This window comes from Catonella sp., assembly GCF_052169795.1.
Taxonomy (GTDB): Bacteria; Bacillota; Clostridia; order Lachnospirales; family Lachnospiraceae; genus Catonella.
In genome coordinates, this window is record NZ_JBQNBU010000046.1 from 1 (window position 1) to 17,455 (window position 17,455).

The window sequence follows — 17,455 nt, forward strand, 5'->3', positions numbered from 1 at the left end:
TCTACAGCTCCATCGTCTACATCTGATAGCCTTGACATAGCTCTTACAATACTTCCTATGCTATCATCAGCTCCACCATTATCAGAAAGGCTCATCCTTGCCTCTTCCACCAAACTTACTATCTTGCTTGATGCACTGTATTTTCGAACCTTTTTATCAAGTTCTTCTTCCTCACCCTTTATCAGTTTTGCCTTTTTTATTTCACTACATTCATATTTGAGAAAATCCAGTTCCCGTAAAATATATGCCTCATCTGCATTATACTCCGTAAGTTCCTTTTCTTTTTCCCTATATTCTGCCACCAAACTGCCAAGCCTTGTTTTAAAAGGATGTACCTCTTCTCTACAGTACCTGTCCAAAATCTCCAAATGATTCTTAGGAAGGAGTAAGGTCTGGTTTTCAGTCTGGCCATGAATATCAAGCAAGATGGATGCCACTTCCCTTACCTTAGAAAGGGTTACTGTTTCCCCATTTATCTTGCACATACTCCGCTCGTTTGTAAATTTGCGGGTAATTACTATCAAATCTTCTTCCGGTAGAATGTCTAAAGATTTCAGCTTATTTTTTGTATCTTCATTTACTGAAAAAATGAGTTCTACAAACCCTGACTCCTTACCCGCTCTTACCAGATTTTTTCCTGCCTTAGCCCCCAGAGCCAAATTAATTGAGCCAATTACTACTGATTTTCCTGCTCCGGTTTCTCCGGTGAGGATGTTTAAACCCTCACCAAAAGAAACCTCGGCCTCATCTATGATTACAAGATTTTTAACATGAAGCCCCTCCAGCATATATCCCCCTTACTGAATATTGTTTACTACTACCCTACAGCGAAGTACTGCACCATTTACTCTTGCAAGTATGGTGGTTGAACCCGGCTTTTTAGCCCGAACTAATCCATTCTCTACGGTTGCAATTTCAGGATTTTCTGAATCCCAGGAGACATTTTTCACATCTCCAATTACTGACAATTTATATGTATCATACTGTTCCAATGTCAATGTATTAAAATTTAATCCTACTACCGTAACCGCTATCTGAGCTGTCTTACCACTTGTAGTTGAAGCCGTTATTGTTGCATTTCCTGCACCTACTCCTGTAATAAGTCCATTCTTATTAACTGCCGCAACCGCCTTATTATTTGTAGACCATTTCACCTTATCGTCTGTATTGCTAGGTGTTATTGAATATACTGTACTCTGTTTATCCCCTATCCCCATTGTAAGTGTAGTATTGGATAATGTAAGCTTTGCAGCAGGTATATAATCTCTTACATGTACTACCACAGCCTGTTTTTTTCCACTATTATCCTTGGCCAATATATTTATCTTAGTCTTACCCGCAGCAAGTGCTGTTACCCTTCCTTTAGAGTCAACCATAGCAATATCTGTATTTTCAGATTTAAATTTCGCTGTTTTAATTGTGGCATTCTTAGGACTTATTTTAACTTTTATCTTCTTCCTTCTTCCTACTATCATTGCAAGGAATGACGGATTGGCACTTATTGAACCTGCCTCTCTCACAACCCTTATTCTTGCTGTGGCCTCTGCTCCACTTCCATCTGTAGCCTTTACTTTAATAGTAGCAAAGCCCGGTTTCTTACCATATACCTGACCGGATTTATTTACAGAAGCTACACTGTTTTTGCTGCTGAACCATTTTAGCTGCTTGTTCGTAGCCGAATTTGTCTTAAGCTTTGCCTTAAGTAAAAATGATTTGTGATATCCAAGTATGTATGAGGTCTTGTTTAACTTAATCTCAGAAATAGGCTCCTGCACAGTAACTACACAGTTTGCCTGCATACCATTCTCATCTGCTGTAACTGTAATTATTGCAATTCCGCCTTTTTTTCCCTTTACCAATCCATTCTTATCTACACTTGCGACATCAGGCTTAGAAGATTTCCATTTCACTTTTTTATTAGTTACATCATCATTATCAAAAGTAACTTCAAGCTCAAGCTCATCATCTACAGCAAGGTCATACTCTGTATAATTTAACTCAATTTTTCCAACAGGTTGATTTACCTTAACCTTACAAACTGCTGTAAGTCCGTTACTTGATTTGGCTGTAATCAGTGCCTCTCCTGCAGCTATAGCTACAACCTTTCCTTTTGCATCTACCTTAGCTACAGACTTATCACTGATAGTCCAAAGTACCTTCGTGTCCGTTGTAGTCTTAGGGTTAAAAGTTACTTCCAAAGTATGGCTTGCACCTACATCTAATATAAGTACCGTTGCTGACAACTTCATCCCTGAGGCTTTCTGTGTCACCTTAACCGTACAATTTGCAGTAATTTTTCCATCCGGTGTAGATACTATAATATGGGCTGAGCCTGCCTGTTTTGCAGTAATAAGTCCGGTCTTATTTACATCAGCAATCTTAGGATCCATTGATTTATAATTCAAGTTTTTATTAGATGCATCCTCAGGACTTATTGTAGGTGAAAGCTTATATGTTTCACCTACTGCAAGTGAAATTTCTGCTGTTTCAAGCTTAATGCTGTCTACTGTTTTAACTATTGTAATGTCACAGGAGGCTGTAATCTGAGGATTGGATACCGATGCTGCTATAATACTTACATGCCCCGCCTTTTTAAATGTAACAAGACCATTTGCATCTACCTGTGCAACCTTATCATTACTTGATTTCCAAGTTAATTTTGTATTAGTCGCTTCTTTTGGAGCTACTGTTGCCACTATTTGATATGTTTTGTCACTTAAAGGCTTTTCTACTACACTTTGTGAAAGAATAATTCCTGTAACCGGTGAACTTACTATTACCTTAGCTGAACCGAGGATTACATTCTCCTTATTTACCGCCATAATTATTGCAATTCCGGGAGCCTTACCTGTTACGGAGGTTACAGCTGTATGATTATTTTCATCATCTATCTTAACTATCTCAGGATTTGAACTTCTCCAATAAAGATAACTGCCACCTGAAGTCTTCGGTGTTACATCCGCCTTTATCGAGGCTATCTTGTTCACTTCTATAGTTGTTTCGGCAGGAGTGAGGGTAATCTTAGTAACTGCTGCGGTTACCCTTACTTTAGCAGTGGCACTCTTAATCACTCCACCCACCGTATGTTTTACTACAATAGTAGTCTCTCCTGCTGCTATACCTTTAACTACAGCAGTTACGCCATTTCCCTCTACCTTAGCTATATCCGGATTATTAGAAATCCATTCCCAAGAATCACTGGTAGAAATATCTGTAGCAGTCGCATTTAAATCTATAGTACCGCCAACAGGTATGGTTACATCGCTCGTACTCAATGCAATCTTATCAATTACAACTACAGTTATAGTATAAGTCTTACCACCTATATTATCCTTCATAGTAACCTTAGTAGTTCCTACCTTCAAAGCTGTTATTTCAGAAGTAGAAGGATTCACCTTAGCTATGGCAGGATCCTCGGAACTAAAGGTAAAATTTTTGATATTTCCTATGTTGTACTCATTATCAATACTATATATGTCACCAACATTCATGTGCTTAGTTAAATTGTCCGGCATAGTAACAGGTACACTTACCTTAAAAGTAGACCTTAATAAAGCTACATTCTTATAATCTCCTCTTGCCTTCTTAAGAACTGCCGTTACAGTATAAACCCCCGCTCTGGTTCCCTGAATCTGAAAACTTGACGGCTTATTCCCTTCTCTAGACACATTGCTTACAAATGAAAGCTCATTTTTTGACGGGCTTCCGTCTTCTCTTTTTACTTCCCATTCAATATCATTCGGATCAAATATATTGGAATATAGGGTTTTACTTCCATTTTCAAGGCTTATTGTCTTACCTTTCACATCATCGTTAAACTTTGTAAAATCACCATCTGCTACAGATGTCGTAGACAGCTTAAAAGGAACTACAACGGTTACATTAGCAGGCTTTACTTCCTGATTTGGATTATCCACCTCATCAACACTTATTTCAAGATCTGCAACACCCGCACCCTTTGCAGTAACTACTCCCTTCTCATCTACAGTTATAACCGAAGTATCTGTAGGATCTCCATTTACCTTCGGCTCCCAATGAAGCTTAGATGCAGAATAATCCCAATATTCTCCTGTTTTAGAATATCCCGCCAACTTTATCTGGTAAGTTTTATCTAGATGTTCCATCATAAGCTGATTTGGGTCTTTACTATCCTGATTTGAGAATATCTTACTATACTTAATTCCATTGTCCTTGCCACTTTCATCCGACCTGTCTACTTTTAAATTAACTTTTGCATAAAAGCTAAAAGTATACTTTCCGGCACCTATTTCTATATTTCCTGATATTTGTCTTGTTCCTGCTCCCTTCGGTGTCAATTTAATACCTGTATTGCCTTCAATCTTCTCTGCATCCACAACCTTACTTGCTGAAGGATCAATCTTAATATCTGTTCCACTTACAGCCGCTGTAATGCTTGGATTTTCCTTGAGTACACTCTTTAACACCAGATTTACCGGCTTATAGTCTTGAAACTCATAAATCTTATTTTCACCAATCTTAGAGGTGTCTACTACAAACTCCCCTGCTGTAAGAATATAATTTTTATCATCTGCTGGTGCTGCAAATACATCATGTAAAGGCATAACATTGAACACCAATAATATTGCCAAGAATAATGCTAATTTACTTCTTAAATTCTTAATAAATTGTCTTTGCTCTTTCATGAATTCCCTCCTATGTATATTTTTAATAAAACCATATCACTTACTTTCGCAAACGATATGGTTCTTTTATAATTATCTTAACTTACTCATCCCAGTTATGAAATACATTCTGTACATCATCTTCTGCATCAAGTAAGTCAAAAATCTTATTTATCTTCTTTATATCATCCTCACTCGTAAGGGTTACATAATTCTGAGGTATCATCTTTACTTCTGCCTCAGCCATAGGCACACCAAGCTTTTCAAGCTTCTCTCTTACCTCAGAGAACATATCAGGTGCTGTTATTATCTCGAAGCTGTCTTCATTGTCTACAAAATCCTCTGCTCCCGCATCAATGACTGTCATCATAAACTCATCAGGATCTGCACTGTATTCTTCTTTATCTATCAGAATCTGACCCTTTTCATCAAACATATAAGATACACAGCCCGGTGTTCCTACATTTCCACCACCCTTAGTAAAGGCATTTCTTACATTTGCCGCTGTACGGTTCTTATTATCGGTAAGTGTTTCGACTATAATAGCAGTACCGCTTGGTCCATAGCCTTCATATACTGCGTGTTCATAATTAACTGAGTTTGCATCACCTGCTGCCTTCTTTATACCTCTGTCTATGGTATCATTTGGCATATTGTTAGCCTTAGCCTTTGCTATTACATCACGGAGCCTTGAATTATTGGCAGGATCTGCTCCGCCTTCTTTAACTGCAACTGCAATTTCTCTACCGATTATGGTAAATATCTTACCCTTAGCAGCATCATTTTTCTCTTTCTTATGTTTAATATTTGCAAATTTTGAATGTCCTGACATCTTATCTTCCTCATTTCATTGTATAATTTAGGTTTTAAAATATTTGTAATTCACTCATTTTGTAAAAAATGACTACCTACAATTTTACCATCAACCGAACCGTATGTAAAGTATCTAGTCTTCTCTTGTAAGTTTTTTCAACTTATTCATTGCATCTGAAGTAGAACTTGTTTCCGAAATAGCTATAAAAATAGTATCATCTCCGGCTATACAGCCTATAATTTCCTTAATTTCCAACGCATCTATGGCAGTAGCCACCGCCATAGCCATTCCTGTAATAGTTTTTAACACTATAAAATTACCTGAAGAAACCATAGATATAAAGCCTTCTTTCAGCACCCTCACATACTTATCGCTAAATTCCTCGTCATTAACAAGTACTGCGTACTTTTGCTTTCCATTAGAGTTAATCTTAGTTAAATGCAGTTCCCTTATATCTCTGGAAATAGTAGCCTGGGTAACATCATACCCTCTGCTTTTAAGCTGAGCCAACAATTCTTCCTGAGTACCTATTTCTACTGTTTTTATAAGTTCAATTATCTCATTGTGCCTTTTTATCTTCATAAAACCCCTCTTATATTTTTAATCAAGTTGTCAAAATTTTTTTCTTAAGCTATCAAAAAACTTAAAATCATTAATCCTTAAAAACGGAACAGCAAGTTCCGCTCTCACTATCTCTACCCTATCACCCGGTAAAAGCCTTATTCCCTCATTTCCGTCAAAACTTGCTATTGCTTCCGCCGGTTCACTTCTTTTATTCCACTCTACATCTACCACTACCTTAGATGAAGCCGAGGTAATCACTCCTCGTGAATTAAAGCTATGAGGACATATAGGAAGTATGCCGAAAACCTCTGCATCCGGCATTATGATTGCCCCCCCGGCAGACAGATTATACCCTGTAGATCCTGTCGGTGTAGTCACTATAATTCCATCCCCATAGAGGTTTTTCATAGGGTTACCGTCTATGTACACCATGGTTGATATAGCTCTTACAAAATTTCCTCTTGCCACTACTATATCGTTTAAAGCATTTGACTCATATACTGTCTTACCGCCTTTGATAACCTTGCCATTCAGCATAAATCTTTTTTCAATATGAAAATTTCCTTCAATCACCGAATCAACTGCTTCATATAACTGCTCTAATTCTACCTCTGCTAAAAACCCTACTGTTCCAAGGTTAACACCTAAGACCGGCACTCCTATAGGTGCTAATTCTCTTGCCGCCTGAATGATAGTACCATCTCCTCCAAACGCCATTACACAAGCGGCATCCTTTGGCAATTCTGATATATCGGTAAAGTTTTCTCCAAGCTCTCCACCTTTCTTACGAACTTTCAGTCTGTGAAAACTCCCACCTTTTTTCTCTATGTATTCGCAGATTTTAGCTACATCCGCCTCTTTTGCCCTGGTAGAATGATTTACTATAATCCCTATCTTTGTCATCATACCTCCGTCTGATTAAGGGTGGCTTTAGCTTCCTCTACCACTCTATCAATATCCGTCAGGATATTATGGACTGCCTGCTCAGACATCCTTTCTTTCTCTTTCTTCATATACAATAGATATTCAATATTTCCCTCCGGACCTTTTACCGGTGAAAAAGTGAGTCCCTTTATTAAAAAATTCAGTTCCACAGAGAAATTTACTACCATTTCTATCACTTCTCTATGTACGGCAAAATCTCTTACAACACCCTTCTTCCCAACTTTCTCTCTGCCGGCTTCAAACTGAGGTTTTATGAGGCATACCATTTCTGCCCCTTCTTTTAACAGGCATATGGCTGAAGGAAGTACCTTTGTAAGGGAAATAAACGATACATCCACAGAGGAAAAGTCTGCCTTTTCAGGCAACTGCTCCTCTGTAACATATCGTATGTTGGTCTTTTCCATAGACACAACTCTGGGGTCTTCTCTTAATTTCCAAGCAAGCTGGTTGGTACCTACATCTATTGCATACACCAATACTGCACCATGTTGAAGCATACAGTCAGTAAACCCTCCTGTAGACGAGCCTATGTCTATACAGACCTTGTCCACAAGGTCTATGCCGTATACTTCCACGGCCTTTTCTAACTTAAGTCCGCCTCTGCTGACATATTTGAGCAGTTTTCCCTTAACCTCTATATCTGCATCTTTTGCGAACTTGCTGCCTGCCTTATCCTCTCTCTGACCATTTACAAAAACTTCTCCCGCCATAATTACAGCTTTGGCTTTTTCTCTAGATTCAAAAAAGCCTCTCTCAATCAGAAGTACATCCAGTCTTTCTTTCATCCTTACTACCTTCTAAAAAGCTCTTCATCCAACTTAAAAAGAGCCTTTTCTTTTATTTTCTCTGCAATTTTCTTCGCATTAAATCCATATTTTTCCCACAACTGAACAACACTTCCATGTTCAATAAACCTATCCGGAAGAGTTGTTGTAATAAAATCATAATCAAACCCGTGCTTTGCCGACTCAGCCATCAGTCTCTCTGTATAGCTCCCTGTCCAAATACTCTCTTCAATAGTAACTGCAATACTGTGACTGCTCTTAAGTTCCTCTAAAATCTTTCCATCAGCCTTATCTAAAAATCTTACATTTACTACGGTAGGATTTAGTCTGCTTTCATTTAATATATTACAGACTTCCAGTGCAAGTCTCACTGTCGTTCCTGTTGCAAATATAACTATATTCTTACCTTCCCTGATTATTTCATTCTCATAGTAAACTATAGGCTGAAATTCTATGTCCTCAAAGTCATCTGCCGTACCTCTGGGGTATCTTACTGCAACCGGTTTATTAAGATTATAAGCATATTTTAGCATTTCTTTCAGTTCTTTTCCATCTTTAGGACTCATCACTGTAAGCTCCGGTACAGTTGCTAAATAACTGGTATCAAATATTCCCTGATGTGTATCTCCGTCACTGCCAACCAGCCCTGCCCTATCTATGGCAAAAACTACCGGCAATCCCTGAAGACAGACATCATGAATAATTTGGTCATAAGCTCTCTGCAAAAATGTAGAATATATTGCAACAATAGGTTTTAATCCGTCTGCCGCCATCCCTGCCGCAAAAGTAACGGCATGCTCCTCTGCTATACCTACATCAAAAAATCGTTTTGGATAAGCCTGCTTAAAATTATACAGTCCTGTGCCAAAAGGCATTGCCGCAGTTACCGCCACAAGCCTTTCATCCTCTTTTGCCATCTCCAAAACTGTATCTGAAAATATGGATGTATAACTCTTACCTGATTTTGTAGTTAAATTTTCTCCTGTTTTTATATCAAAAGGCTCAACCCCATGAAACTTCGCAGGATTTTCCTCTGCTTTCTTGTAACCAAGTCCTTTTTTCGTAATTACATGAATAATTACTGCACCGTCAACCCTTCCTGCATTTTCAAGGGCTAATTTCATTTCTTTAACATTATGTCCATTAATAGGTCCAAGATAAGTAAGTCCCATGTCCTCAAAAAACATTCCCGGCACAAACATCCTTTTTATTACATCCTTGGAGGTTTTTATCTTTTGGAACAGCTTTCCTCCTACTGCAGAATTATTCAATACCTCTTTTACATCACTTTTTAATTTGAGGTATTTTCTGCTTGTCCTTATCCCATCTAAATATCTTGCAACTCCACCAACATTTCTGGAAATAGAACGCTCATTATCATTTAATATTATAATTAGATTTGACTTTATTGTCCCTGCATTATTAAGTGCTTCAAGTGCAATTCCACCTGTCATTGCACCATCACCTATCACTGCAACAACTTTTTCATCTGTTCCCCTCATATCTCTTGCTGCTACCATTCCAAGTGCAGCTGAAATTGAGGTTGAAGCATGACCTGTTCCAAAAGCATCGCAATCACTTTCATTTCTCCTTGGAAAACCTGATATTCCATTAAGTTTTCTTAAACTGTCAAACCTTTCTTTTCTTCCTGTAAGGATTTTGTGTACATAAGACTGATGCCCCACATCCCAAATCAATCTGTCTTTCGGAAATTCAAGATAACGATGCAAGGCAAGTGTAAGTTCAACCACTCCAAGATTAGATGCCAGATGACCACCATTTTTTGAAGCTGATTTAATCAAAAACCTTCTTATTTCCACTGCTAATTCTTTGAGTTCATTCTCAGGTACTTTCTTTATGTCATTAGGTTCGTTGATACTGTCCAGTAACGGCATAACTTCACCCCCATCCGGTTATCTATCCCTATTTTTTAAATATTTTACAAAATCAATAATGAAACCGTCATAATCCTTATTCTTACTGCAAATATCAGTCAAACTGTCTATTATATAAGTATTTTTTTCTTCTATAAGTTGTAGAGCTTTCTCCCTGCCAAGAAGCTTAAAATATGTATACTTATTATTTTTTTCATCACTGTGGAGAGGTTTACCAAGTTTTGCTTCATCACCGCTTACATCCAAAATATCATCCTGTAGTTGAAAAAGAAGTCCAAATGCCTCTCCAACCTTACTTATTTGAGTAAGCTCCATTTCCTTAGCACCTGCCAGTATAGCTCCTACTTCAAAACTCGCCTTTATAAGCCCACCTGTCTTAAGTCCATACATATTAACAAAGAAAGCCTCATTCTTTTTTTTCTTACCATCTTCTGCAAGCATATCAAGCACCTGCCCACCTATCATTCCATCCTTGCCCGAATAGTGAAACAGCCTGCTTAGAGCTTCACTTACAGCCCTATACTCGTTAATATTTTCACAATGCCTAAATGCCTTACTTGCAGTTTCAACAGCATAGTTTAAAAGACCGTCTCCTGCCAATATAGCCATAGCTTCACCGTATACTTTATGATTAGTAGGCTTTCCCCTCCTAAAATCATCATTATCCATTGCAGGTAAGTCATCATGAATTAATGAATAAGTATGTATCATCTCTACTGCACATGCAAAAGGTATAATAATTTCTTTTTTACTACCTCCAAAAATCCTGTAAGTTTCAAGCATCAGAATTGGACGCAGCCTTTTTCCTCCTGCATACAGACTATAACACATAGCCTCTCCTAAAACATCCTCTTCAGTAATACTACTTGATACATATTCCCTAATAAAGGCTTCAACATCATCTATCTTATGTCTAAGTTTTTCAGAAAAATTATCATTCATCGTATTTACCTAATCCTCAAGGATTTCCATTTCTTTTTCAACACCTATCAGCTGTTTTTTACAGGTTTCAACCAATTCAACTCCCTCTTTATAAAGCTTGAAAGACTCATCAAGTTTTATGCTTGAATTATTCATAAGTTTATTTATTTCTTCCAGTCTCATCATATTTTCTTCAATAGTCTTAGCCTTCTTCTCAGCCATGCTTCTCACTAACCTCCTCTACCCTTGCCTTTAACGAACCGTCTGAAAGTACCAATTTCAGATTTTCTCCGGTCTTTACCTTTTTAATACTGTTTACATTATCCCCTGCTTCATTTTCAATATATGAATATCCGCCTAAAAGTCTCTTCATAGGAGAATTGCCATCCAGTTCCGTTGCAAGTGAAATATATCTTCTATTGGATGCTTCATAAGAAGCCCTCATCATTCTTCCCAAGTTCTGCCTGCTCACTGTTATGTATTTATCATAACTGTCTATTTTATCCCTTATATTCTTATTAAAATTAACTGAATATATGTCTAACTTTCTTTCCATCTCCTTAAACTTCATCTGCGGACTCTGTTTTTTTATCATCAGTTCCATATCTGAAAGTTTATGTTTTAGCCTGTCAATCTTAGACTGAATACCTGTTCTCATCCTATCCTTACAATAATCTAACTCCTCAAGGCGGTCTTTTAAAACAGGAATTGCCTGCTTAGCTGCATCTGTAGGTGTTGCCGCCCTAAGGTCTGCCACTCCGTCTATAATAGTCCAGTCAGGCTCATGTCCCACTCCTGATATGACCGGTATCTTACAGTCATAAACAGCCCTTGCAAGCCGTTCATCATTGAAGCACCAGAGGTCTTCCATAGAGCCTCCGCCCCTGCCTATGATTATTATATCCACTCCCAGTTCTTCAAGCCTCTTAAGTCCTTTAATTAATGTAATTGCCGCATCTTCACCTTGGACTTTTGCAGGACATAAGATGAGGTTTACATAAACATTGTGATCTCTTGCAACCTTGCAAATATCATCTATGACTGCTCCGCTCTTTGCTGTCACTATCCCTATTCGCTTTGGATATTTGGGTATTGGCTTTTTATGTTCCTTATCAAACATTCCCTCAGCCATAAGTTTTTGTTTCAGCTTCTCAAGTTCCTCAAACTTATTGCCTACACCCTCTTTTTCTATTCTTACTGCCTGAAGCTGATACCTTCCACTCGGTGCATAAACCTTTATATCTCCTGTCACTACTACCTTTTGACCGGTTTCTATATCAAATTTAAGTCCGGATGCTATACTTGTCCTCCACATTACACAGTTCATTATAGCACCGCTGTCCTTAACAGTGAAGTATAAGTGTCCACCCGAAAACTGAGGCTTTGACACCTCTCCACTCAGCATTATGTGTGGCGGCAAAAAGTCATTCTCGAGCCTGTTTTTAATTTTTTGCGTAAGTTCTGATACTGAAAATATCCTCTTCTCAGTCATGTTAGTTTTCTTCCTTTTTTTCTTCCTTCGTCATAAACTTAGCAAGAACACCATTTACAAAGGCCGGCGATTCATCTCCACCATAAATTTTAGCAAGCTCTATTGCTTCATTAACTGCTACCTTATCAGGCACTTCCTCGTCAAACTTTATCTCATATACAGCAACACGGAGCAGCATCAGGTCTGTCTTTGCAATCCTGCTAATTCTCCATTTTCTGCTTGCTTTATCTATGAAATCATCTATTTCTCTCTTTTTATTCTCTATAGCAAGAACTCTTAGCTTTAAGCTTTCTCTGTCAGCCATGCTTATTCCTGCATAATCTGAATAAAAGTCAAACTGCTCCTCCCATTCATTTTCAGGATAAAACTCATAAATAAATGTCAGTATGGCAGTATGTTCCCTAAATTCTCTTCTTGTCATAAAAAGCCTTTCGTTTATAATTAATATATGTATTCAAAAATCCCCTTTAAGTAAATCTGCTTAAAGGAGATTTATTAAACTTAAACTGCATCAGGAGCGACAACAACCTTTATATTTACTTCTTTACATGTTAATCCAATCATGTTCTGAAGGGCAGTAATTACTTTTTCCTGAATCTGTTTTGTAACTTTAGGTATGCTGTATCCATACTGAATGTCAACCGACATATCCACATATACCATAGCCCCTGCTACCTGTACCTTAACTTTCTTATAAGCATTTTTTGAGTTAAAATTTTCCGAAGGTCTGCCGGCTACTGCCTTCACCCCTTCTACTTCCAGTGCTGCAAGTCCTGCTATTGCAGATACTACCTCGTCAGCTATATAAATCTCACCAATATTCTTTGTAGCCTCGTTTGTATTCATAACAACCTCCTCAACTGCTCCTTTTTAGGTTACATTTGTCTCCTATCAATTATAACCATATCTCTTTAGTTTTGCAATGTATTAGACAAAAATCATCTAAAACTCATCCAATGGTATAGTGCAAAAAATCTGATGGTCAGGATTTCCTGTATTTCTTAGTATAAACTTAAGTTCTGACCCCACTATCTTTATATCTTCTATTTCAGCCAATGGTATATCATCTTCATCCTCTGTGTAGCTGTCATCATACCCATAATAATCATCTTCATCGGTTATATCGTCACTTTCTGTTTCATCTGCCCTTTCGTCATCCTCCGTATCCGGTGGAAATGAGCTCCATACATCCTCTGAACTTAACTTCACCCTGTTCTTATATATAAGCTTGGAGCCGCTTATCTCATACTTGTATATTGAAATACCTATTTTTTCATAATACCGTTCATCACCTGAAGATATATACAGAGGATACTTTCCCTTTGTCTTGTTGCCTACAGCAAACCCCTGAAAAGATTTTACTGAAATTTTTCGGGCTTTCGTGGAAAATACAGCCGCCTTCTTTAACTTTTTATTTTCTTTTATATTTACCTCATTGTCTTTTGCCTTGTCAAATTCTCTATTTACAACGGACATCTTATATCCTGTATATTCAGACTGCCCCTTTTCATTCATCTTCCAAATAACAAGCATTTTTTTATCAGGAGTAAGGGTTGCATCCGCACGCATTGTTGTTCCAAATCTTTTTGTCTTCTTATTTGAATAATTAAGATAAGTAAGCCTTTCTATTTCTTCATTATACAAGAATGCTCCGGGCTCATATTCCACTCTCCCTATCTGTGTAGACCACCAAAGAGACTTTTTTGAAGTACTCTTACCTCCACATGAAACCAACAGATATTTTTTACCATTATAATTATACACCTGTAAGGTCTGTCCATGTCCCACTCCTTTAAGAAGCATATGGTCAACCGGTATATATGCATCATACTCAGCTGAATACTGACATCTGCTTATTAACACAAGGTTCTCTACTTCTCCTGTCCGATACTCTTCAAATTCATCAAATTCATTTTCGCTATATGCCTGTTGGATATATATGTCGTTTCCGTCTTCAGCATAACTCTGGATGGCATGGTTATAGTATAAAAGAAATTTATAACCTCCCTCAACTATTACCTCCTCATATCCTCCCGCCTTGGCCTGTTTCAAAAAACACATGGATGTAATTAAAAACAGCAGCACAACACAGAGATATCTAACTAAATTTTTCATTTCTCTTCCCTTCATTTCTTAGGCAAAAATATATCCCACAGTTTATCTTTGGCATCAAAAATCAAATTATACTGCACATTCTCATAGCCTTTTCTTAATTTTTCCGCTTTTTTTTCGTCTGTTCTCTTTTGTTTATCCCTCGTATTTTTGCCAAATTCAGAGGCTTCAGGTTTGGTAAGATGAGTTGAAAACAATCTTTTTCCACTTCCATCCCAATATCCCAGTGCAGACATAGCAGGAATGTATTTATGGATATTTAACAGATACTTATCATAATCAGTAAGTTCCACTCCCGCATATTTTAAAAGCATGGATGCAAGATAGTTTACTGAAATCGTATTATATTCACCTGTAAGTCCTCCCTCGTGTATTCCGTCATACTCAGGAATATCATAATTAGCCCATATAAGATATGGAACCACAAATTTAGAAAGCCTCTTATCACTGTCACTCTTATAAATGCTATGTTCATTAAGCTGTTTTGTCGCATCATCTGAAAATGACGGCTGGTGGTCTCCATAAAACAAAATAATTACCTCTTCATCTACCTTTTTGAAATAATTTATCAAATCTACCAAGGCTGTATCACTAGTTCTCATAAGAGATACAAAATTATTAAGAGCCTGAACCGCCTTAAAATTGGTTATTGTAACCGGTTCTTCAAAATTAACCTTGTTATTGGAAAATCCACCATGATTTTGCATTGTTACATTAAAGAAAAACTGCGGCTGATCTTTGTTAAGTTTTTTATTTTTTTCATACATTGCTATTAAATCTTTATAATCATTCCTATCGGTAATAAGTCCCCTGAGAAGTTCCTTATTTTTAAATTCTTCATAAAACACTGCTTCTTCAAAACCTATATATTCATATACACTCCGCCTGTTATAGCCTGATGAATAGTAAGGATGGAAGGCTGTTGTCTTATAAGGTTTTGACTGATGTTTAAGGACTTCAACCAAAGAAGGCACATTTTGCTTAAGGTACTGGGTATAAGGCACAGAACCTGTCGGCATATAAGCCATGGAGCTTCTTGTCAGAAATTCAAACTCCGTATTCGCAGTAGGACCTCCGGTTACACTCATATTAACATAGCCTTTGATAGTATTTTTTTTAAGACTTTTAATAAACGGCATAACAGGTTTATCTGTCTTAATATCTGCAAGCACCGACAAATCCGCAAAGGTTTCATTTTGAATTACTATAATCGTAGGAAACCTCTCACCATCTTTGTACCCTTTCATTATATTATCTGATGAGTCAAGCACCTCTTCTACTGCATCTCCGGCTATTTTTGCACTGTATCCCTCTACCTTGACACCGCTGGTAGCATGCATATTGCTAAAAAAGTATGCCAAATATCCCTCATCAGTTACATTCTGATTATAGTTCCATGAAAGTCCGAATATGTAATTGTACAAAAGTCCATCTTGAAACGAGGCTATACAAAATACCGATATTACACCAACTGATATTAAAGTTGTAATCACCCTATGTACAGTCCCGATCTTTCTTCTTTTAAAACTTGGAATAAGGAGAATAATAATAAAAAATACTACAAAGATACCAATTGTTATAAAAAACGGCATATCCGGATGGAATTTATACCTACCCGCTACCTCCATAGCTGTACCTACTACTGTCAGGTCACCAAACATAATATAGTTGCCCCTAAACTGCAATACAACATAATTTGCAAGTCCAAGCAAATACGCCAGTATGATGCAAAGCATTGCCGGCAGCTTAATTCCCCTGAATATCGCATATAAAAATGCATACAGAATAACCCAGTACATAATATTGAAAAACATCATCTTCACTACTACACTGGGAGGCGTTCCCATCTGCATCTCCACAAGATAAAAACCCATAAGTCCGCTAAGCCCTGCCATAAAGAATTTTATAAACCAAGGATGCTTATAAGCTCCTCCCGATTTTAACCAAATAACAAGCTTTTCCCAAGCCATTCCCAAAGTTATTAAGAATGCCGCTCCTATAAATTTTAAATAAGCCACTCCATCATTATTTAATATAAACTTATTTACCAGCCCATAGATTTCCTTTTCACCATATCTCAGTATTGCTCCTGCTCCTGCAAGTGCCAATATTGTAATAATCTGCGTAAGCACTGAATTATCAGACCTGTTTATAATCTTTTTACCTTTAGGTGTCCCTGCAAAACAAAAAATACCGTATATAAACAAGAACAGGGGAATAAGTATGAGTATTATTCCCCAGACCGTATTATCAAAATCATCAGTATAAAATAGCTTTTCTAAATCTTTACCATGCCTGTAGTATACTGTTTTTACAGCATTAAAGCAAAAAATTCCTGTTACAAACAGAGAAAGCATAAGGGCAAGCAAAACCTGCCCAATATGCCTTTTTAAATATCCAAAAATTGATTCATCCGGATTATATCTCTTATATACCCTATAAATTCTTTTTAAAATTTTCATTTAACTGCAAAGCTCCACTACCACATCTGCAAATATTTTTGCACTCTTAACTATCATATCTACTTCCATAAATTCATCTGCTCCATGCATATGGTTATCTATCTCCGGCACTTCACAGCCAAAAGCCACGCCATTTTCAACATGGTGTACATAAGTTCCGCCACCTATTGCTATAGGCTTAGCTCCTGTAACTCCAAATCCTTTTTCATAGCACCTTAGTAAAGTTTTAACAAGAGGAGAATCCCCATCTACAATATGAGGTTCAAACATTGCTTTTTCTTCTATCTCAAAGCCCTGCTCACGGATTTTAGCTTCCATTACCTTACCTGTATTCTCATCATTAGCCGCTATACTCGCACGGCAATCGAAAGCTCCCATAAAATGTGTTTCTGAAACTTCAAGTATATCAAAACTCACAGTAGTCTCACCTGACACATCATCTTTCAGGTCTACTCCCATCGTTCTACCATTGTAGTCTCCATAAGGGAAGATATTATTTAGAGCCTTAATATAATTATTAACAGGAGCATCTGCAAGAGGGAACTTTGATAAAAGTGTAACAATCCCCTGTACTGCATTCTTTCCCATATGAGGGAGGGATGCATGGGCATTTACTCCTATTGCTGTAATATTAAGATTATCTCCATCTTCAGCAAATACAAACTTAAGCCCGGTTTCTTCCTCAAACTTGCTTGTTATATCTCTTACATCTTTTTCTTTAATACCTTTAACCACAGCAGTAGCCTTACCCGGAACTACATTAATCTTAATTCCACCTTTTACGGAAACAACGCTCGGTGTCATGTCTGTTTTTTCAAACGA

15 protein-coding genes are annotated in these 17,455 nt (G+C 37.4%); all 15 read right to left on the bottom strand.

All coding sequences use genetic code 11. The features are described from left to right. Nucleotides 1-788, bottom strand: a 788-nt coding sequence (locus ACTTKP_RS07840; protein WP_442553346.1) for an AAA family ATPase, incomplete at its 3' end; no start/stop codon positions are given. A 9-nt stretch (nt 789-797) separates the two neighbouring features. Beyond that, nucleotides 798-4,664, bottom strand: a complete 3,867-nt coding sequence (locus ACTTKP_RS07845; RefSeq protein ID WP_442553347.1) for an Ig-like domain-containing protein — start codon at nt 4,662-4,664, stop codon at nt 798-800. Between the two features lie 82 nt (nt 4,665-4,746). Then, complete coding sequence (locus ACTTKP_RS07850; protein ID WP_023353729.1) at nt 4,747-5,475, bottom strand: YebC/PmpR family DNA-binding transcriptional regulator; 729 nt, start codon at nt 5,473-5,475, stop codon at nt 4,747-4,749. A 114-nt stretch (nt 5,476-5,589) separates the two neighbouring features. Continuing rightward, complete coding sequence (locus ACTTKP_RS07855; protein ID WP_442553348.1) at nt 5,590-6,039, bottom strand: arginine repressor; 450 nt, start codon at nt 6,037-6,039, stop codon at nt 5,590-5,592. A gap of 30 nt (nt 6,040-6,069) precedes the next feature. Then, nucleotides 6,070-6,927 carry an NAD(+)/NADH kinase gene (locus ACTTKP_RS07860; RefSeq protein ID WP_442553349.1) on the bottom strand — a complete coding sequence of 286 codons (858 nt, stop codon included), beginning with the start codon at nt 6,925-6,927 and terminating at the stop codon, nt 6,070-6,072. After that, entirely contained in the window at nt 6,924-7,751 is an 828-nt protein-coding gene (locus tag ACTTKP_RS07865) for a TlyA family RNA methyltransferase (protein ID WP_442553350.1), read from the bottom strand. The genes ACTTKP_RS07860 and ACTTKP_RS07865 overlap by 4 nt, the downstream gene beginning before the upstream one ends. A 5-nt stretch (nt 7,752-7,756) precedes the next feature. Beyond that, nucleotides 7,757-9,646 (bottom strand): 1-deoxy-D-xylulose-5-phosphate synthase, encoded by a 1,890-nt coding sequence (gene dxs, locus ACTTKP_RS07870; protein ID WP_442553351.1) that lies wholly within the window; start codon nt 9,644-9,646, stop codon nt 7,757-7,759. Between the two features lie 18 nt (nt 9,647-9,664). Next, nucleotides 9,665-10,588, bottom strand: a complete 924-nt coding sequence (locus ACTTKP_RS07875) for a polyprenyl synthetase family protein (RefSeq protein ID WP_442553352.1) — start codon at nt 10,586-10,588, stop codon at nt 9,665-9,667. A 9-nt stretch (nt 10,589-10,597) separates the two neighbouring features. Next, nucleotides 10,598-10,789, bottom strand: a complete 192-nt coding sequence (xseB, locus tag ACTTKP_RS07880) for an exodeoxyribonuclease VII small subunit (RefSeq protein WP_442553353.1) — start codon at nt 10,787-10,789, stop codon at nt 10,598-10,600. After that, entirely contained in the window at nt 10,782-12,059 is a 1,278-nt protein-coding gene (gene xseA / locus ACTTKP_RS07885) for an exodeoxyribonuclease VII large subunit (protein WP_442553354.1), read from the bottom strand. The genes xseB and xseA overlap by 8 nt, the downstream gene beginning before the upstream one ends. Nucleotide 12,060: 1 nt before the next feature. Next, on the bottom strand, nt 12,061-12,480 hold the full coding sequence (gene nusB / locus ACTTKP_RS07890) for a transcription antitermination factor NusB (RefSeq protein ID WP_442553355.1): 420 nt from the start codon (nt 12,478-12,480) through the stop codon (nt 12,061-12,063). Between the two features lie 80 nt (nt 12,481-12,560). Next, nucleotides 12,561-12,905, bottom strand: a complete 345-nt coding sequence (locus tag ACTTKP_RS07895) for an Asp23/Gls24 family envelope stress response protein (protein WP_442553356.1) — start codon at nt 12,903-12,905, stop codon at nt 12,561-12,563. A gap of 96 nt (nt 12,906-13,001) precedes the next feature. Next, complete coding sequence (locus ACTTKP_RS07900; RefSeq protein ID WP_442553357.1) at nt 13,002-14,174, bottom strand: helveticin J family class III bacteriocin; 1,173 nt, start codon at nt 14,172-14,174, stop codon at nt 13,002-13,004. Nucleotides 14,175-14,185: 11 nt separating this feature from the next. Continuing rightward, nucleotides 14,186-16,633 (bottom strand): sulfatase-like hydrolase/transferase, encoded by a 2,448-nt coding sequence (locus ACTTKP_RS07905; protein WP_442553358.1) that lies wholly within the window; start codon nt 16,631-16,633, stop codon nt 14,186-14,188. Then, on the bottom strand, nt 16,634-17,455 hold an 822-nt coding region (locus ACTTKP_RS07910), incomplete at its 5' end, for a M20/M25/M40 family metallo-hydrolase (RefSeq protein ID WP_442553359.1). It lies immediately after the preceding gene.

Coding starts and splice junctions, on each gene's coding strand:
- ACTTKP_RS07905 (WP_442553358.1), bottom strand. CDS start 16,633: ATGAAAATTTTAAAAAGAATTTATAGGGTATATAAGAGATATAATCCG.
- ACTTKP_RS07850 (WP_023353729.1), bottom strand. CDS start 5,475: ATGTCAGGACATTCAAAATTTGCAAATATTAAACATAAGAAAGAGAAA.
- ACTTKP_RS07860 (WP_442553349.1), bottom strand. CDS start 6,927: ATGATGACAAAGATAGGGATTATAGTAAATCATTCTACCAGGGCAAAA.
- ACTTKP_RS07875 (WP_442553352.1), bottom strand. CDS start 10,588: ATGAATGATAATTTTTCTGAAAAACTTAGACATAAGATAGATGATGTT.
- ACTTKP_RS07855 (WP_442553348.1), bottom strand. CDS start 6,039: ATGAAGATAAAAAGGCACAATGAGATAATTGAACTTATAAAAACAGTA.
- xseB (WP_442553353.1), bottom strand. CDS start 10,789: ATGGCTGAGAAGAAGGCTAAGACTATTGAAGAAAATATGATGAGACTG.
- ACTTKP_RS07900 (WP_442553357.1), bottom strand. CDS start 14,174: ATGAAAAATTTAGTTAGATATCTCTGTGTTGTGCTGCTGTTTTTAATT.
- nusB (WP_442553355.1), bottom strand. CDS start 12,480: ATGACAAGAAGAGAATTTAGGGAACATACTGCCATACTGACATTTATT.
- xseA (WP_442553354.1), bottom strand. CDS start 12,059: ATGACTGAGAAGAGGATATTTTCAGTATCAGAACTTACGCAAAAAATT.
- ACTTKP_RS07895 (WP_442553356.1), bottom strand. CDS start 12,905: ATGAATACAAACGAGGCTACAAAGAATATTGGTGAGATTTATATAGCT.
- ACTTKP_RS07845 (WP_442553347.1), bottom strand. CDS start 4,664: ATGAAAGAGCAAAGACAATTTATTAAGAATTTAAGAAGTAAATTAGCA.
- ACTTKP_RS07865 (WP_442553350.1), bottom strand. CDS start 7,751: ATGAAAGAAAGACTGGATGTACTTCTGATTGAGAGAGGCTTTTTTGAA.
- dxs (WP_442553351.1), bottom strand. CDS start 9,646: ATGCCGTTACTGGACAGTATCAACGAACCTAATGACATAAAGAAAGTA.